Source organism: Microvirga sp. RSM25 (assembly GCF_044784385.1).
GTDB lineage: Bacteria > Pseudomonadota > Alphaproteobacteria > Rhizobiales > Beijerinckiaceae > Microvirga > Microvirga tunisiensis.
The window spans coordinates 3,204,132-3,228,206 of record NZ_CP173039.1 but is presented as its reverse complement, the minus strand read 5'-3'; the positions used below and the strand labels follow the sequence as shown (position 1 = coordinate 3,228,206).

The window sequence follows — 24,075 nt, the reverse complement described above, 5'->3', positions numbered from 1 at the left end:
GGAATCGAAACATGCCCATCGATCAGTAGCAGATGGTGGCAATACAATACGATCCTTCAATTCTGAAGTGCGGGATTGATTCTGTATTATCCAGCTCTGGGCGCGTTACTATTACCAGCTATGCTTGGTTTTGGAACCTTTGCATGAGAATGATCGCCAGGATTGAGCGCAGAGGCAGAACATGAGCGAGCCATGTGTTCATCCATGAACGAGGCAAGTTGTGGATCGGTTTAGGTTCGTTCCGATCCAACGTTGGTAGTTATACCTGTTGAGAGGCCGATGAAATATTATAGCAAAATGACGAGAGCTATTGTCTAGATTGCCTGCGCCAATGTACGCTCAAGATGAGTTATCCTTGTTGAGGCACCCACTTCTACCTCCTAAGCATAATTGGATACCCCTTTATTAAGGATGGATAACAAACAGTTAATTTGTACAATTCGAGGTAACCTCTGCGGAAAGGCTCCCTCGCATGTCACACCTTCTGCCAGTCACCACGGTCTTAGGCTGCAAGAATTCGATGCTGCGCGAGGGCTTGAGGCATATCCTCTCAAGTACCCGGTTCCGATTACATCCGGAAAACCTGACGCGCGGAGAGATCACTCTGGACCACGCAGCTCAGGAGAGCCCGCTTCTTTTCATCCTTGACGCGAATCTTTATCCATCGGGACTGGCTGAAGGGATCTGGCCCTTGAAGCAGCAATATACGCAAGCCCGTATTGTCGTGCTGTCTGACAGCTTCAATCTTGAGGGCATGAAATCCGCCTTTCAATCTGGAGCGGACGGATACTGCCTTGCGACAACAGGATGCGAGGCTCTGATCAAGTATCTTGACCTCGTGATGCTGGGTGAAGTCGTTTTTCCGTCTGCAGCCTTCCTGGCGGCCATTTCGACCCACGCGGACGAGTTGGATCTCTCAAAAGAAGCCCCTACCATCAAGATATCCTCTCTGCAGGTTGCTCCGGCTTCGGAAGGCCATGACTCTCCCATTCGGACCTTGTCGAGCAGAGAGGCGGAGATTCTGCAATGCTTGATGCAGGGAGCTCCGAACAAGGTTATCGCGCGCAAACTCGATGTCGCCGAAGCAACCGTGAAAGTTCACATCAAAGCTATTCTGCGCAAGATCCGCGTTGCAAACCGGACGCAGGCTGCCATGTGGGCCGTCAATCATCTCGCCTCAAATTCAGCTGATGCATCTTGGATACAGTCGGGCGAGAGATTGGCCGCGCACAGTCTTCGCTGACGAGGTTTGGTGCTGCCGAGCGTTCAATGTGGCGGGCTCACCCGAGGGGCGTAATCTCGCGCCCCTCTGTGCTTTGTAGTGCGCGATTTCTTGATGGCAAACCGAAGCTGCTTCGCCGAAACGGGTAAAGGCGGCAAACTCAGGGCGGCCCATGCTTTCCTTAGTCGAGCAAGATTTCTCCTCAACAGACTAGGAATCTCATCCAGTCTTCCGCGTCAGCTCAGTCGAGACAGTCAGGTCGTCTACTAACACCGGATGCTCATCTGCTTCTGATTTGCGTTCATCATAGAAAATACCTGTCCCACGGTCTTCAGCCTGCGTCACTCGTTAGGGATGGTGATCAGGAGATCTCCTGAACATCGAGGGAACTGCGTATCCGGATACATGATTACTTGCTCAGGATCGTGAGACGATTATGTAATTGATACTTTATATCATGTGTATGTTTTTTGATTAAAGATTGTTAAAAGGATTTGAATGGGTAATGATTGTCTCTAATGAGATTATAAGCTAAACATCTTTGGGGAATTTTGTTATTCGCCTCACCGAATCAAGACCAGAAAGGCATCTGCGATGCGGAACACCTACGATCTTGATAGCCTCCCTCATCCAGGAGCCTCTTCGGCTAAGGATGTTGCGTATTCAAGATACATGGAGCTGGCACGTTCGGTTGAGCCATCGTCGGCAGAACACGTTGCTTCTCGCTCCATCAAGACACTCCTCATCGAGCCGAACGCCCTGTTAAGGGAAGGTCTGCGCAGGATTCTCGCCGAGACAGCTTATTCACCCGCGGCGGCAGCTGCGAGCCTCGATGAGATGGGGGTGGTGGCGAGCTTGGATAGCAGCACTATCGTCCTCATCACCGATGCAAGCCGCGATCATGATGAAACCTGTCGTCAGGCCCGGATGTTGAAGGAGAGCAACCCGAGTGCCAAAGTGGTCATGCTGATCGAGGAGTACGACCTTAAACAGGTGGTTGCGGCCTTTCAGGCTGGCGCGGATGCGTACCTCAAAAAGTCGATCTCGCACGAGGTACTCGTGAAGTCGCTGGATCTCGTGATGCTGGGAGAAGCCATCTTCCCTAGTGCGATCCTCGACCTGCTGCGGGAGCGGGAAGCCCGGGCCGATCATGCGAATGAAGCGCCGGCTCCGGAAGAGCCTCATGAGATGAGCCCTCCGGCGAAAGGTCTTTCGGTTCGCGAGACGGTCATTCTGCGCTGCCTTATGGATGGCGACTCAAATAAGATCATCGCTCGAAAGTTCGACATCACGGAAGCGACCGTCAAGGTCCATGTCAAAGCGATCCTGCGCAAGATCCAGGCAAAGAATCGGACCCAGGCTGCAATCTGGGCTGCAAGCCATCTGCCGTCGAACCGCGGCGCGCCTACCAGCTGAGCGTATCGGCTTAAACCGCTTTCAGCAATGGGAGCCACTGGCTCCCATTAGTCGTTATAGAGCCTGAAAGGTCCTCCGAATAGGTCAAGCCGAGCGCAAAGCAGGCATAGAGAGGTGGGACTGATCCTCGAGGATCATCGCAGCTCCCCTGTCGGCAATCATCAGGGTTGGCGAGTTCGTGTTCCCGCTCGTAATGGTCGGCATGATGGAAGCGTCGATGACCCGCAGGCTCTCAATCCCACGGACACGCAAGCGCGCGTCGGTGACGGCCATCGGGTCGCTGTCGGTCCCCATCTTGGCCGTCCCGACCGGATGGAAGATCGTGGTTCCGATATCCCGTGCGCCATTCAGAAGCTCGTCGTCCGTCGTCAGTTGGGCCCCGGGCTTGTACTCCTCGGGGCGGTACTTCTGAAGGGCTGGCATCGAGACGATGTGCCGGACCAGGCGCAGCGCATCTACGGCTACTCTCTGGTCCTCCGAAGTCGACAAATAATTCGGGCGGATGAAGGGCGCGTCGCCCGATTGGCCGCTGCGGATCCTGACGCTCCCTCGACTGGTCGGCCGCAGGTTGCAGACGCTCGCCGTGAAGGCAGGGAAGGGGTGCGGATCTTCCCCGAACTTGTCCAGTGACAGAGGCTGGATGTGAAACTGGAGATTCGGTGTCGCATATTCGGGCGATGAACGCGTGAAGGCGCCCAGCTGAGACGGTGCCATCGTGAGGGGCCCTTTGCGAAAGAGGGCATACTCAAGCGCCATCTGTCCCTTTTTGAACAGGGACCGATAATCCTCGTTGAGCGTTCGCACTCCGTGCACCTTGTAAATCGGGCGCAGCTGCAGATGGTCCTGCAGGTTCTCTCCGACGCCTGGCAGGTGGCGAACCACCTCAATTCCGTGCTGCTGGAGGAACGTGCCGTCCCCAATTCCTGACAGTTGCAGGAGTTGCGGGGAGGCGATGGCGCCTGCCGAAAGCACGACCTCCTTCCGCGCCAGAATACGCCTTGAGGTGCCGTTCTGGAGTATTTCGACGCCAACGGCACGCTTGCCCTCTAAAAGGATGCGCGTGGCATGGGCTTTCGTTTCAACCTTCAGATTGGGACGGGACAGGGCCGGCTTGAGGAAGCCGCGCGCCGCGGACCAGCGCCGCCCACTCTTCTGATTGACGTGGAAATACGAGATACCTTCGTTGCTGCCCGTATTGAAATCGCTGACGCGGGGAATGCCGGCCTCGACCGCGGCTTCGATGAAGGTATCCAGGATGTCCCAGCGGGTGCGAGGGGCCTCGACGCGCCATTCGCCGCCCACGCCATGATGCTCGCCAGCTCCGAGGTAGTGATCGAGGTGCTGGCGGAAGATCGGCTTCACATCGTCCCAACCCCAGCCCGTAAGACCCATTTGGCGCCAGTTGTCGTAATCCTCGCGCTGGCCGCGCATGTAGACCATGGCGTTGATGGCCGAGCAGCCGCCCAGGACCTTGCCCCTCGGATAGTTCAGGATTCGGCCGTTCAGGCCTGCCTCCGCTTCGGTCTTGAACATCCAATCGGCGCGGGGATTGCCGATGGCGAAGAGATAGCCGACCGGGATGTGAAACCAGATCCAGTTGTCCTTGCCGCCAGCTTCGAGAATGCAGACCGAGTTCCGCGGATCCTTGGACAGGCGGTTTGCCAGAACGCAGCCGGCGGAACCTGCCCCGACAACCACGTAATCAAATGTTTCGCTGCCTGACATGGTACGGCTCAATGAAATGAGCCGGCGTTCAGCAACATGAACGCCAGCAGAGTTTCTCATGCTCGTGTGTTAGGAGGCGCCTTTGGCCTTGCGCCTCATCAACTCCAGGATTTCTCCCACGATTCCGCGGCGGAACAGCAGCACGCAGATCACGAAGATAATACCGATCAGCACCGTCACGGGAAAATCGGACGCAGCCAGATAATTCTGCAAGGCAATCACCAGACCGGCGCCGACGATGGGGCCGATCATCGTTCCGATGCCGCCGAGCAGGGTCATGAGAATGACCTCACCGGACATCTGCCACTGCACGTCTGTGAGCGTTGCGAACTGGAATACGATGGCTTTCGTCCCACCTGCCAGTCCCGCCAGCGCGGCGGACATGACAAAGGCGCCGAGCTTGTAGCGATCCACCCGATAGCCGAGCGAGACCGCGCGCCTCTCGTTCTCGCGGATCGCCTTGAGGATATTGCCGAACGGCGAGTTCACGATGCGCCAGATGGCGAAGAAGCCGAACAGAAAGATCGCCAGCGTGACGTAGTACATGGTCAGGGGCTGGTTCAGGTCGATGAAGCCGAGCAGATAGCCACGCGGCACGCCCTGGATACCGTCCTCGCCATGGGTGAAGGGCACCTGCAGGCAGATGAATGCGAACATCTGCGACAGCGCCAGGGTGATCATGGCGAAATAGATGCCTTGGCGTCGGATCGCCACGAACCCGATGATGAGGCCCATGACAGCGGCACCTGCCACGCCCAGAAGGATACTGGTCAAAGGCTCCAAGCCCCAGACCTTGGCGGCATGAGCGGTGACATAGGCAGCGCCGCCGAAGAAGGCCGCATGGCCAAAGGAGAGAAGACCGACATAGCCGATGAGCAGGTTGAAAGCGCAGGCAAAGAGCGCGAAGCACAGAACGCTCATCAGCATGACGGGATAGAAGAAGAACGGAGCCGCCAGCAGCGCCGCGATGGCGATCACGCCCAGCACCATGGAGGAGGTGCGCAGCTTGGGCTGTTCCGCAAGATATTGGGTCCCGACAGCCATGATATTACTCCTCCCGCCCGAAGAGACCCGCCGGCCTGACGAGCAGAACGATGGCCATGATCACAAAGATAACAATACTTGAGGCTTCGGGGTAGAAAACCTTTGTCAGTCCCTCCAGCACACCGAGCATGTAGCCCGTGACGATGGCACCGAGGATCGAGCCCATGCCGCCGACCACCACGACGGCGAAGACGATGATGATGAGGTTTGTGCCCATCAGTGGGCTCACCTGATAGATCGGGGCCGCCAACACACCCGCCAGCGCAGCGAGCGCCGCACCCAAGCCATAGGTGAGGGTCAGAAGCAGCGGAACGTTCACGCCGAAGGCCTGTACGAGCGTAGCATTTTCCGTCGCTGCCCGGAGATAGGCGCCGAGGCGGGTCTTCTCGATGAGGAGCCAAGTGCCGAGGCAGATGAAAAGAGAGGCGATGACCACCCAGCCGCGGTAGATGGGCATGAACATGAAGCCCAGATTGACGGCACCGGTCAGCTGCGGCGGAGCGGCATAAGGCTGTCCCGCCGCGCCGAACCAGTAGCGGAAGGCGCCCTCCAGAATAAGGGCGAGGCCGAAGGTCAGGAGAAGGCCGTAGAGCGGGTCGACGCCGTAGAGGCGGCTCAGCATCGTTCTCTCGATCACAACCGCGATGGCGCCGACGATCAGAGGTGCCAGGATGAGCGCAGGCCAATAGCCGATGCCCAAGTAGTTCAGGAGCAGGTAAGCGGCGAAGGCGCCCAGCATATATTGAGCGCCATGGGCGAAGTTGATGACCCGCAATAGGCCGAAAATCACGGCAAGGCCGAGGCTCAGCATGGCATAGAACGAGCCGTTGATCAGGCCGATGAGGATCTGGCCAAAGAGGGCCGGGGTGGGAATGCCGAAAATCGTACTCATGATGCTCTACACCCCAAGAACTTCGTGGAGTTCGTCCATGCGCGCATCGAGTTCATGCCCTGGGAACGAGTTCACCATACGCCCATCCTCCATGAGGTAGAAGCGGTCGGCCACTTTCTTCGCGAAGCGGAAGTTCTGTTCCACGAGCAGGATGGTCATGCCACGCTTCTTCAAGGCGACCAGTACATCACCGATGCGCTGTACGATCACAGGCGCCAGGCCTTCCGTCGGCTCGTCGAGAAGGATGATCCTCGCACCTGTGCGCAGCACGCGGGCGATGGCGAGCATCTGCTGCTCGCCTCCCGAGAGCTTCGTTCCCTGGCTCGAACGGCGTTCATGGAGGTTGGGGAAGAGACTATAGATCTCCTCCACGCTCATGCCGCCTTCCGAGACCGTCGGCGGCAGCATCAGGTTCTCGGAGACGTTCAAGCTCGCGAAGATGCCGCGCTCTTCGGGCACGTAGCCGATCCCAGCCTGCGCAACCTTATGGAGCGGCAGCCTCAGGAGATCCTGGCCGCGCAGGCGGATGACGCCCTCACGGCGGCGCAGGATGCCCATGATCGCGCGTAAGGTAGTCGTCTTGCCCGCACCGTTGCGGCCGAGCAGGGTGACTGTTTCGCCCTCGCGGATATTGAGATCGACCCCATGAAGGACATGGCTTTCGCCGTACCAGGCATTGAGCCCGCGGACTTCGAGAAGGGGAGCGCTACTCATGCTCGGTTCCCATGTAAGCTTCACGTACGCGTGGATCCTGGCTGACCTTGTCGTATGATCCATCAGAGAGAATCTCGCCGCGCGCCAGAACGGTGACGCGATCGCAGAGATCGGAAACGACGTTCAGGTTGTGCTCCACCATCAGCACAGTGCGGTTCCGGGCGATGCGCCGGATCAGGTCGGAGATGCGCCCGATATCCTCGTGCCCCATGCCGGCCATGGGCTCGTCGAGAAGCAGCATGGCCGGGTCAAGCGCCAGCGTGGTGGCGATTTCCAGCGCCCGCTTGCGCCCGTATGATAATTCGACGGCCGGCAGATGCGCATAGGCTCTGAGTCCAACGGCATCAATGAGTTCCATTGCGCGATCATCGAGTGTTGAAAGAGCCGAAGCGTGGCGCCAGAACTGCGTTGCGAGGCCGGACGGACGCTGCAGCGCCACGCGCACATTGTCGAGCACAGACAAGTGTGGAAACACCGCCGAAATCTGGAATGAGCGGACAAGTCCGAGACGGGCGACCTCGGCTGGCTTTAGGCCCGTGATGTCCGAACCCTTGAACGTGATCTGCCCGCGGGTCGGCGTGAGAAACTTCGTGAGCAGGTTGAAGACGGTCGTCTTGCCGGCGCCGTTCGGTCCGATCAGGGCATGGATCGTGCCCTCGTTGACGGACAGCGTCACGTCCTTCACGGCCAGGAAGCCGCGAAACTCCATGGTGAGCCCGGTGGCGCTCAAGATAGGTTGCGTACTGACCATATGAACCGGCCGACACTCTCTTGGTAAGGAGGAAACGGCTGGTTCGGGCGCAAGGCTCGACACCAGCCGTTGTCAGATGATGAAGGGGTGGGGCTGCTCATGCCGCCCCACCACAGCCTAAGGATTACTGCGTGGCCTGGCAGCCGCTCTCGGCAAACGACAGATAAGCCTGATCGCCGGGAACCTTGGCGAGTTGCTTGTACATGTCCCACTCACTCTTGCTCTCTTCCGGCTTCTTCACCTGGAATAGATACATGTCGTAGACCATGCGGCCGTTGGGCAGCACCTTGCCCTTCTTGGCGAAGACGTCCTCGACCGGCATCTCATGCAGTGCCTTGGCAACCGGCTCGGTCGCGTCCGTGCCGGCCTTCTGGATCGCCTTGAGATACTGCGTCACGGCGGAGTAGGTGCCCATATGGATCATGTTCGGCATACGGCCGGTCTTCTCCTGGAATTTCTTCGCGAAGGCGCGGTTCTCGTCGCTCTGATCCCAGTACCAGCCTTCGGTCAGGGTCAGGCCTTGGGCAGCCTTGAGGCCAAGGCCCTTCACCTCGGCGAGGGTGAATAGTAGCGCCGCCAAGCGCGTGCCACCCTGGGTGATACCGAATTCCGCCGCCTGCTTGATGGCATTTGCCGTATCGAGGCCGGCATTGGCCATGCCGATCACGTTGGCGCCGGAGCTCTGCGCCTGCAGCAGGAAGGACGAATAGTCGGTCGCTGCCAGCGGATGGCGGACGGCACCGAGAACCTGACCACCTTTCGATTTCACGAATTTCGAGGTCTGTTCCTCGAGGGAGTAGCCGAAGGCGTAATCCGCCGTGAGGAAGAACCACTTGTTGCCGCCGTTTTCCACCAGCGCGCCGCCGGTGCCGACCGCGAGAGCATGGGTGTCGTAGGCCCAATGGAAGCCGTAAGGGGTGCATTGCTTGCCGGTGAGATCGGTCGTCGCCGCACCGGTCGTCATCGTGATTTTCTTCTTATCCTTGGATAGGCCCTGGACTGCGAGAGCGACAGAAGAGGTGGTCAGTTCCATGATGGAATCCACCCTCTCCGTATCGTACCACTGTCGGGCGATGCTGGCCGCAACGTCAGGCTTGTTCTGGTGGTCCGCGCTCACGATCTCGACAGGCACGCCAAGAACTTTGCCGCCGAAATCCTGCACTGCCATGCGGGCGGCTTCGACAGAGGATTTGCCGCCGAAATCCGCGTAAACGCCGGACTGATCGTTCAGGATGCCGATCTTGACCACACCATCGGAGGCCTGCTGTGCATAGGCCGATTGCGCCATGACGGTGCAGCTGAGAGCGAACAGAATTTTATTGAGAACTCGCATCGATTTCCTTCCCTTCGTTCCGAAGCCAGTTGATCCAGCCATTGTTCGAGCCGCAGCATGAGGGTACGCCCGGCGATGGTCAGAAAGGTACAGCGACTTATGTCTTGTGCAATGCGAGAAGGGGTCATCCTTAAGTCGCAGATATCTTTAGGCTTCAAGCTTCTGCCTCATTTTCAGGCACGGAGCATCGCCCGCCTCCAAAACCTTGGCCGCATTGCCGGCAACCCTGATCCGCATCTCCAGTGGTTCACAGAGCTTCAGGCGGCACCTATATCTCGCTCAGCTTTCCCTCCTCCCATTTTCTCGATTGGAGTCCTGAGATGACCGTTCATGCGAAGCCTGTGGATCGCCGTGTTGTGGAGTTGAAGGATCCGTCGCTGCTGGTCGGGCAGGCCTATGTGGCCGGCGAGTGGATCGATGCGCCGGACGGCAAGACCATTCCCGTCACCGATCCCTTCGACGGCGCGCTCATCCTCGAGGTTCCCGACCTCGGCCCCGACATTGCCCGGCGTGCCATCGATAAGGCCCATGCTGTGCAGAAGGACTGGGCCAAGCGCACCGCCAAGGAGCGCAGCGCCATCCTGCGCACATGGTACGACCTGATCATCGCCAATGCCGACGATCTGGCGCTGATCCTCACCACCGAGCAGGGCAAGCCGCTGGCTGAGGCCAAGGGCGAGGTGATCTCGAACGCCGCCTATATCGAGTGGTTCGCCGAGGAGGCCAAGCGCATCGACGGTGATGTCATTCCCGGCGCCAATCCGAGCCAACGCATCGTCGTGCTCAAGCAGCCGGTAGGAGTCTGCGCCGCCATCACGCCTTGGAACTTCCCTAACGGCATGATCACCCGCAAAGTGGGGCCGGCGTTGGCCGCCGGCTGCACCATGGTGCTCAAACCCGCTGCCCAGACTCCGCTCTCCGCCCTGGCACTCGCCGTGCTGGCCGAGCGGGCGGGGGTGCCGAAGGGCGCTTTCTCCGTGATCACCGGCGAGGCCAAGCCGATCGGCGAGGAATTCTGCCGCAATCCGAAGGTGGCCAAGATCACCTTCACCGGCTCGACTGGGGTCGGGCGCTGGCTGATGAAGGAGGCGGCGGACGGCATCAAGCGGCTGTCGCTGGAACTGGGCGGCAATGCGCCCTTCATCGTGTTCGACGATGCCGATCTCGATGCGGCGGTGGAGGGCGCGATGGCATCCAAGTTCCGCAATGCCGGCCAGACCTGCGTCTGCGCCAACCGGATCTACGTGCAGGAGAGCGTGGCGGAGGCATTTGCCGAGAAGCTTGCGGCCAAGACCCGGGGGCTCAAGCTCGGCCGGGGCACGGAGGCGGGCGTGACCATGGGGCCGCTGATCGACGATCGCGCCGTGGCCAAGATGGAGGAGCACGTGGCGGATGTGCTGGCTAAGGGTGGCAAGCTGCTGGTGGGCGGCAAGCGCTCGGATCTGGGCAGCACGTTCTTCGAGCCGACGGTGATGACGGGGGTGACGCAGGCGATGAAGGTGACGAAGGAGGAGACGTTCGCGCCGCTGGCGCCGATCATCACGTTCAAGGACGAGGCGGACGTGATCGCGATGGCCAACGACTCGGAGTTCGGGCTGGCATCGTACTTTTATGCGAAGGACATGGCGCGCGTCTGGCGGGTGGCGGAGGCGCTGGAGAGCGGCATGGTCGGGGTGAACACACCAGCCTTGGCCAACGAGATGGCACCGTTCGGCGGCGTGAAGCAGTCCGGCTTGGGCCGCGAGGGCTCCAAGTACGGCATCGAGGGCTTCCTCGAACTCAAGTACATCGCTCTCGCAGGGATGTAGGCATGAATAAGCCCGGCCTTGCCGGGCTTATTCTTTTGTCGATGGACGCTGGCGCCGTTTGACGGGTTCCTACGCGCCTCTCGCCCTGAGCAGCAAATCCGCCAGTTCTACGAAACCCTCTCCCGAGTGGCCATTCGCAAGATAGGCCGGCTTGCTGGTCAGGCGGTGCACGAAGGCCCGGATATTGGCGACGCCGACGCTCAAGGGAAAGGCTGCGAACATGGGCTCGTCGTTCGGCGAATCGCCGGCATAGACCACGGCCTTTTTCGCCTCTTCCCAATCCATGCTGAACTCATCGGCGAGCAGGGTCTTGGCCATGCTCCGCTTGTTGTAGTCGCCGAACCAGCCGTTCACATGAATGGAGCTGACCTTGGCCTGTGCACCAGCACGCTCGAAGATGGAAACGATCCGGTCCACCTCCGCTTCTGGCAAGGCGGGCACGTCCTCACAGAAATCGATGGCGAGATCCGCCATGCGGTACGCCTGATCGCTGGCGAGCGCCGTGCCGGGAACGCTTGCGAGCACTTCCGTCTCGATGGCTTCGAGCTTCGCGCGGTTCCGCTTCAACTCCTCCGGGCTTGCCCAGAAGCGCTGCTGCATGGTCTTGCGCTCACGATCGTACCGGAAATAGAAGGCGCCGTTTTCTCCCACCACCGCATCCACGGGCCACATGCGGGCGATGTGATCGCACCATCCCGCCGGCCGGCCGGTCACCGGGACGACGAGGAAGCCTGCCCGATGCAGCCGTTCGAGTGCGCCGTAGGCAGCCGCCGTCAGCATTCCTTCCGTGGTAACGGTGTCATCGATGTCGGTCAGCACCACGCGAATGGCACGCGCCATTTCCAGCGACATCTGGGACAGGGGCTTCATGCCTTGCTCCTCGAAGAGCGGAGGCAGGGGCGCTGGGTGGAGTTGGACATCGGCAGGGGCATCCTCAGGTGCATGGGATAGATCATGAGACGGCTAATTGCCGGTCTTTAAGCATGATCTCAAGGCGTGTTCCAAGGTCTTTGATGAGCTGGCACGTCGTCCTGTGTGCAATCTGCAGCCAAAGGCTTCACGCAAGGGATTTCTGACGTAAAGTGACGCCATGCCAAACGATGATGCCGAAATCCTCTACGCCCTCTTCGATGCTGCCCTGAAGGCGGCGCTTCCAGATGGCCAGTTCGATGGCCGCTTGCCGCCCAAGCCGAAAGGGCGGACGATTGTTCTCGGCGCCGGCAAGGCCTCGGCCCGCATGGCGGCGGCTTTCGAGGAGGCGTGGGCCCGCGTGGGAGGAGCCTGCGAGGGGCTCGTGGTCACGCGATATGGGCATGCGGTGCCGACGCGAGCCGTCGAGATCGTCGAGGCCGCGCATCCGGTTCCCGATGAGGCCGGGTTGCAGGCAGCGGGACGGATCCTGACTCTGGCTCAGGAAGCCGGTCCCGACGACCTCGTTGTCTGTTTAATGTCGGGCGGGGCCTCAGCGCTCCTGTCGCTTCCGGCTGACGGGGTAACGCTGGCGGACAAGCAGAATCTGAACCGCGCCCTGCTGAAATCCGGCGCTCCGATCGGGGAAATGAATCGGGTGCGCAAGTCGCTCTCCGCCATCAAGGGGGGCAGGCTTGCGGCGGCGGTCGGCAAGGCGCAACTCGTCACCTACCTGATCTCGGATGTTCCAGGCGACGATCCCGGCAGCATCGGCTCCGGTCCTACGATTCCCGAACGAGTCGACCCGGACGTCGCTCTCGGCATCCTGCGCAAGTACGGCATCGAAGTGCCTGAACATGTCCTGCAGACCATACGGTCCAACGCCGTCACTGAGCCCTTCGCCGGCGGTCTGGTGCACATGCTGTCGACGCCCAAGATGGCGCTCGATGCCGCTGCCACCAAAGCCCGTGAATTGGGACTGACACCGCTCGTCCTCGGCGACGCGCTCGAGGGAGAGGCGCGGGAGGTTGGGCGTGTCATGGCCGGCATTGCACGTTCTGCCCTGATGCATGGCGAGCCGGCCAAGGCGCCATGCGTATTGCTGTCCGGCGGCGAGACGACGGTGACGGTTCGCGGGCAGGGGCGGGGCGGCCGCAATGCCGAGTTCCTGTTGTCTCTGGCCTTAGCCTTGAAAGATGAAAGCAGGATCTCGGCCATCGCTTGCGATACCGACGGCATCGACGGCTCAGAGGATAATGCGGGCGCTTGGTTCGACGGCAGCCTGTTCGAGAGCGCTCGCGCGAAAGGGATCGATCTGTCCTCTCACCTGGACACGAACGATGCCTATACGGCCTTCGCGCAACTCGGCAGGCTCGTCATGACAGGCCCGACCCTGACGAATGTGAACGACTTCCGTTGCATCCTCATTCGTCCATGAGCGAGGCGAAATGCCGGCTCAGATTGAATAGCTAAGCCCGGTCGTGTTCGTTTCCGGCACGATCAACGTGACCTTGGTCCCACGGCCTTCCTGGCTCTCGATCTCCAAGTCTCCGCCGTGAAGCTTGAGGATGTACCAGGCGAGGCTTAGGCCCAACCCCGTGCCGGGCAGCTTCTTCGCATTCTGGCCGCGGAAAAAGGGTTGCATGATGAAGGGCAGGTCCCGTTCCAGGATGCCGATCCCCCGATCCTTGACGACAATCCGGATCATGCCGGCTCTCCTGCGGGCTGTGATTTCAATCGGCCGCTCCGGCGGCGAATATTTCATGGCGTTGGACAGGACGATGACGAGCGCCTGCTCCAGCAGGATAGCATCGCTGATCACCATAGCGGGCAACCCGCGAAGCTGGAGTTGAATGTCACGGGACGGGTCCTGCCCGCCTTGTTCCCTGCAAACCCGGCGGATGAGTTCGGCGAGGTTGAACTCGCTTGGGTTGAGGACAATTCCGCCGGCGGTTGCCCGGCTATAGGACAGGATCGTTTCGGTGAGTTCGTCGAGGCGCAGGCTGGCGCGCCAGATCTTCTCCGCCTTTGCCCGAACATCGTGCGTGCTCAGCTGATCGGCGCGTCGGATCAAGCCCTGAGCCAGGGCATTGATCGCCGAAAGAGGCGTTCTCAGCTGATGGGCTAGGAGAGCGACACGGTCCAATGGATGAGCCGGACTCCTCGACACCGTGCGGCTGTTCGCACGGCGAGAGGTCCTGGGAGTTGGCCGGGGAGGACGTCGGGTGGCTGCGGACACGGACGCGATACCTATATTACTTTATAACGTTTATATTAGGGCTTGATCCGAATTAGTGCGCCCAAGGCCGTTGTCCATCCCTCATTCTCACCTGGAAGGGCAGACTTGTCATTCAATGAAGAAGCGCAGTCTGTCTCGGCCCGGAGAATAATCTATGATGAGTCAGAGTCATTACTAAGTCTTATGATCCGGCTGTACCAACATGAACGCGAGTTTTGAAAGTAAGAGAAGCAGAAAAAGCCTCTAAGGAATGATCGGGCCTTTCACCCGCTCGTGGCCGGTATTGTCGCAGATCGCGATTTATTTGAAACCAACCTATCGGGACGGCGTTGCCCTGCCAGAATATCTGTTTCAGGAGAATCATCATGGATAACGATCGCGCCGAAGGCAGCATGAAGAACATTAAGGGCCGCGTGAAGGAAGGTCTTGGCAAGGCCGTTGGCGACTCGAAGATGGAAGCCGAAGGCAAGATGGATAAAACCGAAGGCAAGATCCAGAACACCATTGGTGGGATCAAGGATTCGATCCGCAAGAGCACCTGATCTCGTTGAACGAAGTCAATAAGACGGGCCCGGCTCATCGGCCGGGCCTTTTTCATGCGGATTTGTCCGCCTTGCGGATCAGGAAGCTGATCCGGGAGGCTTCCTGGTTTTGCTTCTCCAAGACATCGCCGGTTTCGCGGATCAGATTGGGGACATCGATGCCCGCCAATGGATCCGTGCAGATGACGTACAGCCTTTCGCCGGGCGCCATGGAGAGCAGAGCCTTACGCGTGCGCAGAACCGGCAGCGGGCACTTCAGACCGGACAGGTCAAGTTCGGTCATCGCCTGCGCCTCCGCTGCGCTAAAACCTTCGCCTCCGCCCAATCGTCTGGCGTGTTGATGTTGAAGAACGGATCAACAGGCTCAACGGGCCAGGGGGCCTCGGCATATCCATGGAGCCCCGCCCAGTCTCTTACACTGCGCATGCCTTTTTCCAAGAGCGCCTGACGCAGATCCTGTCGTAGAGAAACGGGCCAGAGGCCGACAGCGAAATGAACCTGCGAGCCAGAAGAGGCGCAGGCGAGAGGCCGTTCGGCTTCGTGACGCGCCTCATGCAGTTGCGGTACCAGATCCAGGGGGATGAAAGGCGTATCGCCTGGAATGCTGGCGATCCACTCGATGCCGGGGCGATGTGTGGCAGTCCATTCGAGAGCTGTCAGGATGCCCGCCAACGGTCCCAGGGAACCTGCAATCGAATCCGGCACGACAGGAAAAGGCATATTCTTGAAGCGCGGAAGTGCGCTGTTCGCATTGATGATCACGCTTTCGCATTGCGGGGCAAGGCGCCGCGCCACATGCTCGAGGAGCGTAAGCCCCTCGAAGACGAGCAGGGACTTGTTGCCCCCTCCCATGCGGCGGGAAAGGCCTCCCGCCAGAATGACACCGAGGGTGGAGGGTGGCATTGTGCCGGGCCTGTTCACTCGATCACGATTCGCGGCGCGGGCCTCGCTGGCGCACCACCCGCGAGGGAAGTCCAGACCTGCTGTGCCATGTCCTTGTAGATCCTGGCATGTGGACCTTCCGGATCGGCGACGACAACTGGGCGGCCGGCATCCGATAACTCGCGGATTGTCATGTTGAGCGGAACTTCGCCGAGGAAGGGAACCTCAAGGCGCTTAGCCTCTTCACGCGCTCCCCGTGGCCGAAGATGTGGGAACTCTGGCCGCAATGAGGGCAGATGAAGGTGGCCATGTTCTCGACGATGCCGAGGATCGGGATCTCCACCCGCTTGAACATGGACACGCCGCGCCGTGCATCGATGAGAGCCAGATCCTGCGGCGTCGAAACGATCACGGCGCCAGCGAGCGGCGTGGCCTGCGCCATGGTGAGCTGCGCATCGCCCGTGCCAGGCGGCATGTCGACCACGAGCACATCGAGATCACCCCAAGCGACCTCCCGCAGCATCTGAGTGATAGCCGACATCACCATCGGCCCGCGCCAGATCATGGCGGCTTCCTCCTCGACAAGGAAACCGATGGACATGACCTTGAGGCCGTAAGCCTCCATAGGCTCGAGAATGCGATTTTCGAGCAGGCGCGGCTTGCCGTGAATGCCGAGAAGCTTCGGCATGGATGGGCCATAGATATCCGCATCGAGCAGGCCGACCTTCAGCCCGAGAGCTTTCAGCCCGAGAGCGAGGTTGCAGGCGGTCGTCGACTTGCCGACACCACCCTTTCCGGACGCGACGGCGATCACCTGCTGCACGCCGGGAATGCGCTGGTTCCTGGGCTGGGCTGCCGCCCGTGGTCGCTGAGGCGCGGCCGGGGAGGGGCCGACCCGCCGGAACCGGCGGGTCGGTCGGCGGTGAGGCTGGCGAAGACGCCCTTCACGGCCGGCAGGCCCTGCACGGCCGTGACGGCGGCCTGGCGCACCTGTTCCATGCTCGCGGCCTCGGACGGTTCGATGGTGATCGAGAACATGACCCGGCCCGCATCGTCCACCACCACGTCCGACAACCGTCCCGAGGCAACGAGGTCGGTTCCGTTTGCATCGACCGGAACGGTCGACAGAGCCTGCAGCACATGCTCACGGGTAATTGCCACGATGAAATCTCCTGGATGGCTCTGAGGTTTTCCGCCCTCTCATGTATAGGCCAAGAGCGCGCACGTTAAGACGGTCTCAGGCGGTCCAGTCGCAATATCCCGAACCAAACTGCACCTTGTCCGTTGTTCACCCGATCCCTCGGGAGCCGGTTCGACCGGTCGCGTCACGGCCTTCGCTGATCATTCCCGAGAGCGAATTACACAAGATCGAGGAGACAACGATGCACCAGCACGGCCATAACGATCCGAATGCCGGGAAGCTTTATGAGCTGATCAAGGACGTGAAGATCGCCATGATGACCACTGTCGATACAGACGGGACTCTCCACAGCAGGCCCATGCACAACCAGGAGGCGGATGAGCATGGGGACCTTTGGTTCTTCACCCAGATCCAGTCACCCAAGACGACGGAACTTTCCCGCGACGACGAGGTCAACCTGGCCTATTCCGATCCGAGCAGTCAGACCTATGTGTCGGTGACGGGCAAAGCCGAGATTGTGCGCGACAAGGCGAAGATCGAGGAGAAATGGTCGGAGCCCCTGCGTGCATGGTTCCCGAAAGGCGTGGACGATCCGCAGATTGCCCTGATCCGCGTTCATCCGGCCAAGGGCGAATACTGGGATAGCCCGTCCTCGACGCTGGTGCATCTCTACGGCTACGCGAAGGCCGCCATCACTGGTCAGCAGCCCAATCCCGGCGATCAGGCGAAGGTCAATCTCAGCTGATCTTTGCTGCATCGCGAAACATTTGGGGCCGTATGCGGCCCCTTTTCTTTGTCTTAATTTATCCTACCTCTACGTTACAAGCTTAGGTATAGTTGCAAAACAACAAATAAGGCGGAGAACATCCGTACGGCGTTCATAATAACAATCTGTTAGGGGCAGTCCTCGGGAGGAAACAATGAAATCCGTCCTACTTGCCGCAGTCTCATGTGTTGCTTTCGCGTCCTCGAGTTTCGCTCAGCCTGCAACCCAGAGCCCAACGGGCAACCTGGAAAAGCTCTCATCGTTCCAAAGCACCGGAACCGCCGAGCCGCGGCCGATACCGCAGGAAGGTCGTCGCGCCGATGCCATACGGAAGAACCTTGAGAAGATCCAGCTCCCGGCCGGTTTTAAGATCGATCTCTATGCGATTGTGCCGGATGCGCGTCACATGGCCGTCGGCCCTAATGCCGGCGTGGTCTTTGTCGGCACCCGCAAGAGCAACGTCTATGCCGTCACGGATCGCGACAAGGATCGGGTTGCCGACGAGGTCAAGCAGTTCGCGCCATCGGTCGCGTTCAAGATCCCGAACGGCGTCTGCTTCTCGCGCGACGGAGTTCTCTACGTGGCGGAGCAGAACCGGGTGCTGCAATTCCCGGCCGCCGAGTTCTTCTATGAAGGGCCGGATGTCGCAGCCTTCGTCGTAGCCAAGCAGGGCGATCTCATTCCTCCCACGGAGGAGAGTTTCAACCATACCGCTCGCGTGTGCCGGATTGGACCGGACAACAAGCTCTACATCGCGCTCGGCCAGCCCTTCAACGTGCCGGCGAAAGACAAGCTGGATCTTTACAAGCGTACTGGCATCGGCGGCATCATCCGCATGGATCAGGATGGCAAGAATCGCGAGGTCTATGCGACCGGCATTCGCAACTCGGTCGGCATCGACTTCAATCCGGCCGACAAGTCGCTGTGGTTCACCGACAACCAGGTCGACGGCATGGGGGACGATCAGCCTCCCGGAGAACTCAACCGGATCGCCAGTATGGGACAGAATTTCGGCTTTCCCTATTATGGCGGCGGCACCGTCCGCACGGTCGAGTACAAGGACGATCCAGTGCCGGCAGGTGTCATCGGACCGCAGGCCGATATGGATCCGCACGCGGCCGATCTTGGCATGATGTTCTATACGGGTAGGATGTTCCCGCAGACCTATCAGGGCGGCGTCTTCACGGCACAGCACGGCTCCTGGAACCGCACCAAGCCGATCGGCGCGCGGGTCATGTTCATCCCGATCAAGCAGGACGGCACGGCGGACAAGCCGCAGGTCTTCGCCGAGGGATGGCTGACGGAGAACGGAGAATACCTCGGACGGCCGACGGATGTGGCCATGCTGCCTGACGGTTCCCTTCTCGTATCGGACGATACGGCTGGTGCGATCTACCGGATCTCTTACGAAGGCCGGTAAGGCCTGCTTCGATGGGCGTGCCACCGGGCACGCCCAAGCTCTTCCAGAAGGTCAGTCATGAAGATGATCCGTGCCTTGGCTCTGCCAGGGATTTTCCTGAGCGTTGTCCTTGTCGATCATTCCTACGCGGCGGATGCTCGGGCAGGACGCCAGAAAATTACGACCTGCCAAGCCTGCCATGGTCTCGACGGGCTGTCGAAGAACCCGGAGGCACCCAATCTGGCCGGTCAGATCGAACCCTATCTCGTCAAAAGCCTGACGGAGTATCGCTCAGGTGACCGCAAGCATGAGACCATGAACATTGTAGCGAAAGAGCTGTCGGACGAAGATATCGCCGATGTGGCGGCTTACTACGCCTCGATCCAGGTCGATGTCCTGCCGCCGTGAAGTGGCTCCTGAAAGTCTTGTAGCCGGCACTCTTTCATCCCGGACGCCCCTTCGCTATTGTCTCGCCTCCTTTGAGTGGCATGGAGCAGGGGATGGCGGATATCGCAACCCGGGTCTACAACCATACCTGGAAGATCGATCCGATCGTCCGGTCCGTTCTGGATACGGATTTCTACAAGCTTCTGATGGCGCAGACGATTTTTCGACGCCACCGCGACGTGCAGGTTACGTTCGGTATCCATAACCGCACCACCCGCATCCGTCTGGCCGACATCATCGATGCCGGTGAACTGCGCGAGCAGCTTGACCATGTGCGCAGCCTGTCCCTGACGCGGGGCGAGTCCACCTGGCTGCGCGGCAATACCTTCTATGGCAAGCGGCAGATGTTCTCGCCGGAGTTCATGGACTGGCTGGAGACCTTCCGCTTTCCGGAATACCTGCTCGAGAAGGAGGATGGTCAATACGTGCTGACCTTCCACGGCCCCTGGATCGAGACCACCATGTGGGAGATCCCGGCGCTGGCCATCCTCAACGAGCTGCGCTCCCGCGGTGTGCTCAAAGGCATGGCAAAGTTCGAGCTTCAGGTGCTCTATGCCCGCGCCATGACACGGGTCTGGGAGAAGATCCAACGACTCAAGCAGCTTCCCGATCTGTCTATCTCCGATTTCGGCACGCGGCGGCGGCACGGCTTCCTCTGGCAGGATTGGTGCGTACAGGCGATGATCGAGGGCTTGGGCCCTTCCTTCCTCGGCACGTCCAACTGCCTCATCGCCATGCGCCGCGAGGTCGAGGCCGTCGGCACGAATGCCCATGAGCTACCCATGGTCTATGCCGCCCTGACCGACAGTGATGAGGAACTGGCCGAAGCGCCGTACCGGGTGCTGGCGGATTGGCAGCAGGATTACGAGGGCAACCTCCGCGTCATCCTGCCCGATACCTACGGCACCACGAACTTCCTGCAGAATGCCCCCGAATGGGTGGCGTCATGGACGGGCATCCGCGTGGATTCGAAGGATCCGATCGAGGGTGGCGAGGAGGCCATCGAATGGTGGCGCCAGCGCGGACAGAATCCGAGTGAGAAGCTCGCGATCTTCTCCGATGGACTTGACGTGGATGTGATTGAGCGGATCCATCAGCACTTCCGCGGCCGCATGCGCATCGGCTACGGCTGGGGCACGCTCTTCACCAACGATTTCCGCGGCCTTGCTCCCGATGGCGCGCTCGACCCGATCTCCATCGTCTGCAAGGTCATCTCGGCCGATGGCCGGCCGACGGTGAAACTCTCCGACAATCCGACGAAAGCCATGGGGCCGAAGTCGGAAATCGAGCGCTACAAGCGCATCTTCCAAGTGGGGCAGCAAACGGCCCAGCCTGTTCTGGTGTGACGGATATGATCATCGATCTCAATTGCGACATGGGTGAAGGCTACGGCCCCTGGCCGATGGGGATGACGAGGCGATGCTCGACATTGTCTCCTCCGCCAACATCGCCTGCGGCTACCATGCGGGCGACCCGTCCATCATGTTCCGCACGGCGGAGACGGCGAAGCGCAAGGGCGTCGCCATCGGCGCCCATCCGGGCTTCAACGATCTGCACGGCTTCGGCCGCCGGGTGATCCGAGGCGACAGCCCTGCCGAAATCGAGCGCATGGTGGCCTATCAGATCGGTGCCATGCAGGCGGTCGCGGCGCTTGCCGGACACAAGGTCACCTATGTGAAGGCGCATGGTACGCTCAATAACATGGCGAACGAAGACATGGATCTCGCCCTTGCCATCGCCCGCGCCATCAAGGGCGTCGATGCAGGCCTCGTCAACGTCTGCATGCCTGGACTGCTGATGGAGAAAGCATCCGAGACGATTGGCGTGAAGGTCGCGCGTGAGTTCTTCGCCGATCGTACTTACGAGGACGACGGAACGCTGACGAGCCGCAAGAGGCCTGGCTCCGTCCTGCATGATGCCGATGCGGCGGCCGAGCGTGTGCTGCGTGCCGTGCTGGACAAGGCGGTGACGACGACCTCCGGCAAACGCATTCCCGTTCAGTTCGACACGATCTGCGTTCACGGCGACGAACCGAGCGCGGTCGTCATGGCCCGGACGGTTCGTGCAAAGCTGGAGGAGAACGGCATCGCCATCGTGCCGTTCTCAGGCGTTCAGCGCTGATCAGCCCTTGAAAGCCCTTGCGAGGAAAGGCTGCAGGGCTGCCAGCGTTTCCTCCGGCGCCTCTTCGGCGAGGTAATGGCCGCAATCGATGCCGTGACCTTCCACATGGCCGGCCCAGTCACGCCATACGGCGAGAACGTCGTACCAGCGCTCCAGCCCGTTCTTCAGGCCCCAGAGGGCCTGCACCGGACAGGCGATGCGCCGGCCTGTCCGCTGGTCCTCTTCGTCGAGGCGCATGTCGATGGTGGCGCCGGCCCGGTAATCCTCGCACATGGCGTGGATCGTTTCCGGATCGGTGTAGCAGCGACGGTACTCGGCGAGCGCCGCTTCATCGAAGAGCGAGCGCCCGCGGCGAAGGTAGAACGTGTCCGGATCCGACGCGATCAGGCGCTCGGGGATGGGGTGCGGCTGGGCGAGAAAGAACCAGTGCCAGTAGCCCATGGCGAAGGCCATATCCGTGCGCTGGAAGTGCTCCGCGGTGGGAATGATGTCAAGAACGGAGAGGGCGGCGATTCGCTCCGGATGGTCGAGAGCCATGCGATAGGCACAGCGCCCGCCGCGGTCGTGTCCGACGACGGCAAAGCGCTCGAAGCCGAGGGCCTGCATCATCTCCACCTGATCGCGCGCCATGGCCCGTTTGGAATAGGGCTCGTGATCCGGCGTCGTCGTAGGCTTGGAGCTGTCGCCATAGCCGCGCAGATCGGCGCAGACAACCGTGTAGGTCTCGGCAAGCTTCGGAGCCACCTTATGCCACATGACATGGGTTTGCGGATGCCCGTGCAGCAGAAGGACGGGCGGTCCGCTTCCGCCATGGCGGAAGTTGATGACGGCTCCGGAGGTTTCGATTTGGCGGTGTGTGAAAGTCTCGAACATCCCGCTGTTGTCTTACAGTTTTCGCCGCGGCGCCAGTTCCGCCGATACTCTCCGTCAACAAAGGCAGAGATGAGACGTATGTTCGGTGCCGGAAATGGTGCGGATCGTCACCAGGAGCGGCGCTCCCCATTGTCGATATGGATGATCCCGTTCCGATAGATCTTGAGACCTCCGACCTGCGGGTGCGCCCGCAAATAGGCCATGACGCCTCTCGCGCGGGCTCGTACGCGAAAATCGACAGCGCGGCAGGAGAGATGCAGGGAATGGCGGGCTCCGCCGGCGCGCCAGTTGCGTCCGCTGGTGCGGTGGGTGGACTCGACGCTGACGGGACCGAACTTCTCCGCAACGGATGCCACCACATCGCGCAGATCACCAGGGGTGCAGTTGGTCGGAGCACTTGCGCGCAGGGTGATCGCCCCCTGATATACGAGCGACGCGAAGCCGGAAAGAGTCTTTGTGTTCGGCAGGCTTCCGGTGACGCCGGGATCGTCGGTGCGGTTGTCGGAGGGCAGGCTGGCATATTGCGCAGGAGGGATGATCTCGCCGTCCTCATCGCCCGCTTTGAGCGCAGCCGGAGTCAGGCCCAATAAAAACGCGCCCGTCATGAGTGTCATCCTGGACGCGTGACGAACTCGGTAAACAGTGCTCATCGGGTTCTCCCGTTCTGAGCCCCCACAAAGTCACTGCCGCCGAAATGGTCCTTCCAACGGCATCCACTTTTTATTGGTCAGTAACTGACGGTTGAGTACGCAACGTTAGGTACCGCTACCTAAGATAAGCTTGGCGCTAGGCAAGAACACCTAAACGGGTCTGAAGGATCAGAGACCCTGGTTCGTCGGCAAAGCTTTAGTTTGCAAGGAATCCTATCAGAGGAAATTTTGGGTGAGTTATGGGATAACAGGGCGGCAATCTTGCAGAAGTCTGTCGGAATGCACACATCAGTGCCCGTTGTGCCAATCATGGAATTGGCCACGTGGAGACAGGAATGAACACTGCTCATAGCGCCGTTTTCGACGCTATCAAGACCGCCGGCCCGACCCAGGCCGATGCGATCGCACGCGTCACGCTCGTCGCAAAACTGCTGGACAACGCCGTGATGATTCCCGGCTTGAACCGGCGCATCGGCTTCGATGCCGTGCTGGGTCTCGTGCCAGGCATTGGCGATATGATTTCGGCCGCTCTCGCCAGCTACATCATCTGGGAGGCGCGTCAGCTCGGATTGCCGCGCTGGAAGATCGCGCGCATGATCGGCAACGTCGCGGTCGATACGGCCATTGGTGCGATCCCGCTGGCGGGCGACGTGTTCGACGTCTTCTTCAAGGCCAATCAACGCAATCTTCGGATCATCCACGAGCATCTGGGTACGCCCAAGCGCGGGCCGCGTGAGATCGACGGCACGGCCGTTCGGGTGGAGGAGCGCGAATGAAACGCCTCCTCTGGATTCTGGCCTGGATCGCCGTTGCGGTGTGGTCTCTGTTCGCGTGGGGCGCCTACGGGCTGCTCGATTTCTTCGGCGGCTTTGCGGCGCGCAATGCGGATATCGTCACCGGCCACCCCGAGACGGTCGAGTGGCTGTCCTGGGCTTTGATGACGTTGCGCAGCCTGGGGCTTGGCGCCATCGTCGTGGTCTGGGGTTTGGTCTCGCTGGTGATCCTCGCCGTTCCGGCCCTGCTCGGCCTGTTCCTGAGCGGCTCAAGCCGCGATCAGCGTGTCGATGACTGGCGTGGGTCTCGGATCGATCCCCGCGCGCCGGGCCCGTTTCCGCCCTCGTCAGGACAGCATCCGATCCGGCGGATCGAAAGGCGATAAAGCGAAAGGGCGAAGCGGATGCCGCTTCGCCCTTCGTGTTTC

The 24,075-nt window shown here is 60.4% G+C and carries 23 protein-coding genes and 2 pseudogenes; 12 read left to right on the top strand and 13 right to left on the bottom strand.

The genetic code is table 11. The annotated features are described in order from the left end of the window. Positions 1-472: 472 nt before the first annotated feature. Positions 473-1,243, top strand: a complete 771-nt coding sequence (locus ACD578_RS15395) for a LuxR C-terminal-related transcriptional regulator (RefSeq protein WP_404286300.1) — start codon at positions 473-475, stop codon at positions 1,241-1,243. Between the two features lie 573 nt (positions 1,244-1,816). After that, entirely contained in the window at positions 1,817-2,638 is an 822-nt protein-coding gene (locus ACD578_RS15390) for a LuxR C-terminal-related transcriptional regulator (protein ID WP_404286298.1), read from the top strand. Between the two features lie 84 nt (positions 2,639-2,722). Here ACD578_RS15390 and ACD578_RS15385 read toward each other — a convergent pair whose 3' ends face one another. The 6 genes from ACD578_RS15385 to ACD578_RS15360 form a co-directional block, all read right to left on the bottom strand. Continuing rightward, on the bottom strand, positions 2,723-4,363 hold the full coding sequence (locus ACD578_RS15385) for a GMC family oxidoreductase (protein WP_404286296.1): 1,641 nt from the start codon (positions 4,361-4,363) through the stop codon (positions 2,723-2,725). A 69-nt stretch (positions 4,364-4,432) separates the two neighbouring features. After that, positions 4,433-5,407 carry a branched-chain amino acid ABC transporter permease gene (locus tag ACD578_RS15380; RefSeq protein ID WP_404286294.1) on the bottom strand — a complete coding sequence of 325 codons (975 nt, stop codon included), beginning with the start codon at positions 5,405-5,407 and terminating at the stop codon, positions 4,433-4,435. Between the two features lie 4 nt (positions 5,408-5,411). Then, positions 5,412-6,299, bottom strand: coding sequence for a branched-chain amino acid ABC transporter permease (locus ACD578_RS15375; RefSeq protein WP_404286292.1), 888 nt, complete (start codon positions 6,297-6,299; stop codon positions 5,412-5,414). A 6-nt stretch (positions 6,300-6,305) separates the two neighbouring features. After that, positions 6,306-7,013, bottom strand: coding sequence for an ABC transporter ATP-binding protein (locus ACD578_RS15370; protein ID WP_404286290.1), 708 nt, complete (start codon positions 7,011-7,013; stop codon positions 6,306-6,308). After that, positions 7,006-7,764, bottom strand: a complete 759-nt coding sequence (locus ACD578_RS15365; RefSeq protein ID WP_404286288.1) for an ABC transporter ATP-binding protein — start codon at positions 7,762-7,764, stop codon at positions 7,006-7,008. The genes ACD578_RS15370 and ACD578_RS15365 overlap by 8 nt, the downstream gene beginning before the upstream one ends. 124 nt (positions 7,765-7,888) lie before the next feature. After that, the gene (locus tag ACD578_RS15360; protein WP_404293888.1) at positions 7,889-9,052 is read right to left on the bottom strand and encodes an ABC transporter substrate-binding protein; all 1,164 of its coding nucleotides are present in this window, start codon (positions 9,050-9,052) and stop codon (positions 7,889-7,891) included. Positions 9,053-9,417: 365 nt separating this feature from the next. Between ACD578_RS15360 and ACD578_RS15355 the strand changes: the two genes are divergently transcribed. Further along, positions 9,418-10,905, top strand: a complete 1,488-nt coding sequence (locus ACD578_RS15355; protein ID WP_404286286.1) for an NAD-dependent succinate-semialdehyde dehydrogenase — start codon at positions 9,418-9,420, stop codon at positions 10,903-10,905. A 69-nt stretch (positions 10,906-10,974) separates the two neighbouring features. On the opposite strand, the gene ACD578_RS15350 is transcribed toward ACD578_RS15355, so the two are convergent. Then, positions 10,975-11,775, bottom strand: coding sequence for an HAD-IIB family hydrolase (locus ACD578_RS15350; protein ID WP_404286285.1), 801 nt, complete (start codon positions 11,773-11,775; stop codon positions 10,975-10,977). Between the two features lie 220 nt (positions 11,776-11,995). On the opposite strand from ACD578_RS15350, the gene ACD578_RS15345 reads away from it, so the two are divergent. Beyond that, positions 11,996-13,252, top strand: a complete 1,257-nt coding sequence (locus ACD578_RS15345; protein WP_404286283.1) for a glycerate kinase — start codon at positions 11,996-11,998, stop codon at positions 13,250-13,252. An 18-nt stretch (positions 13,253-13,270) separates the two neighbouring features. Here ACD578_RS15345 and ACD578_RS15340 read toward each other — a convergent pair whose 3' ends face one another. Continuing rightward, on the bottom strand, positions 13,271-13,960 hold the full coding sequence (locus tag ACD578_RS15340; RefSeq protein WP_404286281.1) for a sensor histidine kinase: 690 nt from the start codon (positions 13,958-13,960) through the stop codon (positions 13,271-13,273). Positions 13,961-14,418: 458 nt separating this feature from the next. On the opposite strand from ACD578_RS15340, the gene ACD578_RS15335 reads away from it, so the two are divergent. Next, positions 14,419-14,595, top strand: coding sequence for a CsbD family protein (locus tag ACD578_RS15335; RefSeq protein WP_404286279.1), 177 nt, complete (start codon positions 14,419-14,421; stop codon positions 14,593-14,595). A gap of 52 nt (positions 14,596-14,647) precedes the next feature. Here ACD578_RS15335 and ACD578_RS15330 read toward each other — a convergent pair whose 3' ends face one another. The 3 genes and pseudogenes from ACD578_RS15330 to ACD578_RS15320 all read right to left on the bottom strand — a co-directional run bounded on the left by ACD578_RS15330 (position 14,648) and on the right by ACD578_RS15320 (position 16,641). After that, on the bottom strand, positions 14,648-14,878 hold the full coding sequence (locus ACD578_RS15330; protein WP_404286277.1) for a sulfurtransferase TusA family protein: 231 nt from the start codon (positions 14,876-14,878) through the stop codon (positions 14,648-14,650). Then, entirely contained in the window at positions 14,875-15,498 is a 624-nt protein-coding gene (gene mobA / locus ACD578_RS15325) for a molybdenum cofactor guanylyltransferase MobA (RefSeq protein ID WP_404286275.1), read from the bottom strand. Before mobA ends, ACD578_RS15330 begins: the two co-directional genes overlap by 4 nt. Before the next feature lie 14 nt (positions 15,499-15,512). Then, positions 15,513-16,641: pseudogene (locus ACD578_RS15320) on the bottom strand (P-loop NTPase). A gap of 218 nt (positions 16,642-16,859) precedes the next feature. On the opposite strand from ACD578_RS15320, the gene ACD578_RS15315 reads away from it, so the two are divergent. The 5 genes and pseudogenes from ACD578_RS15315 to ACD578_RS15295 all read left to right on the top strand — a co-directional run bounded on the left by ACD578_RS15315 (position 16,860) and on the right by ACD578_RS15295 (position 21,351). After that, positions 16,860-17,363, top strand: a complete 504-nt coding sequence (locus ACD578_RS15315; protein WP_404286273.1) for a pyridoxamine 5'-phosphate oxidase family protein — start codon at positions 16,860-16,862, stop codon at positions 17,361-17,363. Positions 17,364-17,538: 175 nt separating this feature from the next. Further along, positions 17,539-18,804, top strand: coding sequence for a PQQ-dependent sugar dehydrogenase (locus ACD578_RS15310; RefSeq protein WP_404286271.1), 1,266 nt, complete (start codon positions 17,539-17,541; stop codon positions 18,802-18,804). A 63-nt stretch (positions 18,805-18,867) separates the two neighbouring features. Beyond that, positions 18,868-19,191, top strand: a complete 324-nt coding sequence (locus ACD578_RS15305) for a cytochrome c (RefSeq protein WP_152710318.1) — start codon at positions 18,868-18,870, stop codon at positions 19,189-19,191. Between the two features lie 92 nt (positions 19,192-19,283). Continuing rightward, positions 19,284-20,576, top strand: coding sequence for a nicotinate phosphoribosyltransferase (gene pncB / locus ACD578_RS15300; RefSeq protein ID WP_152710275.1), 1,293 nt, complete (start codon positions 19,284-19,286; stop codon positions 20,574-20,576). A gap of 5 nt (positions 20,577-20,581) precedes the next feature. Continuing rightward, positions 20,582-21,351, top strand: a pseudogene (locus tag ACD578_RS15295) (LamB/YcsF family protein). Here the strand turns inward: ACD578_RS15295 and ACD578_RS15290 are convergent. Both ACD578_RS15290 and ACD578_RS15285 read right to left on the bottom strand, forming a co-directional pair. After that, entirely contained in the window at positions 21,352-22,224 is an 873-nt protein-coding gene (locus tag ACD578_RS15290) for an alpha/beta fold hydrolase (RefSeq protein WP_404286269.1), read from the bottom strand. A gap of 107 nt (positions 22,225-22,331) precedes the next feature. Beyond that, the gene (locus tag ACD578_RS15285; RefSeq protein WP_404286267.1) at positions 22,332-22,829 is read right to left on the bottom strand and encodes a YcbK family protein; all 498 of its coding nucleotides are present in this window, start codon (positions 22,827-22,829) and stop codon (positions 22,332-22,334) included. Between the two features lie 380 nt (positions 22,830-23,209). On the opposite strand from ACD578_RS15285, the gene ACD578_RS15280 reads away from it, so the two are divergent. Both ACD578_RS15280 and ACD578_RS15275 read left to right on the top strand, forming a co-directional pair. Then, a complete protein-coding gene (locus ACD578_RS15280) occupies positions 23,210-23,650 on the top strand; it encodes a DUF4112 domain-containing protein (protein ID WP_404286265.1) in 441 nt (146 codons plus the stop codon). Beyond that, on the top strand, positions 23,647-24,033 hold the full coding sequence (locus ACD578_RS15275) for a hypothetical protein (RefSeq protein WP_404286263.1): 387 nt from the start codon (positions 23,647-23,649) through the stop codon (positions 24,031-24,033). The genes ACD578_RS15280 and ACD578_RS15275 overlap by 4 nt, the downstream gene beginning before the upstream one ends. Positions 24,034-24,075 lie beyond the last annotated feature (42 nt).

Excerpts from the sequence above, each read along its gene's own strand:
- ACD578_RS15280 (WP_404286265.1), top strand. The coding sequence starts at position 23,210 with ATGAACACTGCTCATAGCGCCGTTTTCGACGCTATCAAGACCGCCGGC.
- ACD578_RS15370 (WP_404286290.1), bottom strand. The coding sequence starts at position 7,013 with ATGAGTAGCGCTCCCCTTCTCGAAGTCCGCGGGCTCAATGCCTGGTAC.
- ACD578_RS15360 (WP_404293888.1), bottom strand. The coding sequence starts at position 9,052 with ATGGCGCAATCGGCCTATGCACAGCAGGCCTCCGATGGTGTGGTCAAG.
- ACD578_RS15385 (WP_404286296.1), bottom strand. The coding sequence starts at position 4,363 with ATGTCAGGCAGCGAAACATTTGATTACGTGGTTGTCGGGGCAGGTTCC.
- ACD578_RS15375 (WP_404286292.1), bottom strand. The coding sequence starts at position 6,299 with ATGAGTACGATTTTCGGCATTCCCACCCCGGCCCTCTTTGGCCAGATC.
- ACD578_RS15310 (WP_404286271.1), top strand. The coding sequence starts at position 17,539 with ATGAAATCCGTCCTACTTGCCGCAGTCTCATGTGTTGCTTTCGCGTCC.
- ACD578_RS15355 (WP_404286286.1), top strand. The coding sequence starts at position 9,418 with ATGACCGTTCATGCGAAGCCTGTGGATCGCCGTGTTGTGGAGTTGAAG.
- ACD578_RS15330 (WP_404286277.1), bottom strand. The coding sequence starts at position 14,878 with ATGACCGAACTTGACCTGTCCGGTCTGAAGTGCCCGCTGCCGGTTCTG.
- ACD578_RS15315 (WP_404286273.1), top strand. The coding sequence starts at position 16,860 with ATGCACCAGCACGGCCATAACGATCCGAATGCCGGGAAGCTTTATGAG.
- ACD578_RS15345 (WP_404286283.1), top strand. The coding sequence starts at position 11,996 with ATGCCAAACGATGATGCCGAAATCCTCTACGCCCTCTTCGATGCTGCC.
- mobA (WP_404286275.1), bottom strand. The coding sequence starts at position 15,498 with ATGCCACCCTCCACCCTCGGTGTCATTCTGGCGGGAGGCCTTTCCCGC.
- ACD578_RS15290 (WP_404286269.1), bottom strand. The coding sequence starts at position 22,224 with ATGTTCGAGACTTTCACACACCGCCAAATCGAAACCTCCGGAGCCGTC.
- ACD578_RS15305 (WP_152710318.1), top strand. The coding sequence starts at position 18,868 with ATGATCCGTGCCTTGGCTCTGCCAGGGATTTTCCTGAGCGTTGTCCTT.
- ACD578_RS15365 (WP_404286288.1), bottom strand. The coding sequence starts at position 7,764 with ATGGTCAGTACGCAACCTATCTTGAGCGCCACCGGGCTCACCATGGAG.
- pncB (WP_152710275.1), top strand. The coding sequence starts at position 19,284 with ATGGCGGATATCGCAACCCGGGTCTACAACCATACCTGGAAGATCGAT.
- ACD578_RS15395 (WP_404286300.1), top strand. The coding sequence starts at position 473 with ATGTCACACCTTCTGCCAGTCACCACGGTCTTAGGCTGCAAGAATTCG.
- ACD578_RS15380 (WP_404286294.1), bottom strand. The coding sequence starts at position 5,407 with ATGGCTGTCGGGACCCAATATCTTGCGGAACAGCCCAAGCTGCGCACC.
- ACD578_RS15390 (WP_404286298.1), top strand. The coding sequence starts at position 1,817 with ATGCGGAACACCTACGATCTTGATAGCCTCCCTCATCCAGGAGCCTCT.
- ACD578_RS15335 (WP_404286279.1), top strand. The coding sequence starts at position 14,419 with ATGGATAACGATCGCGCCGAAGGCAGCATGAAGAACATTAAGGGCCGC.
- ACD578_RS15275 (WP_404286263.1), top strand. The coding sequence starts at position 23,647 with ATGAAACGCCTCCTCTGGATTCTGGCCTGGATCGCCGTTGCGGTGTGG.
- ACD578_RS15285 (WP_404286267.1), bottom strand. The coding sequence starts at position 22,829 with ATGACGGGCGCGTTTTTATTGGGCCTGACTCCGGCTGCGCTCAAAGCG.
- ACD578_RS15350 (WP_404286285.1), bottom strand. The coding sequence starts at position 11,775 with ATGAAGCCCCTGTCCCAGATGTCGCTGGAAATGGCGCGTGCCATTCGC.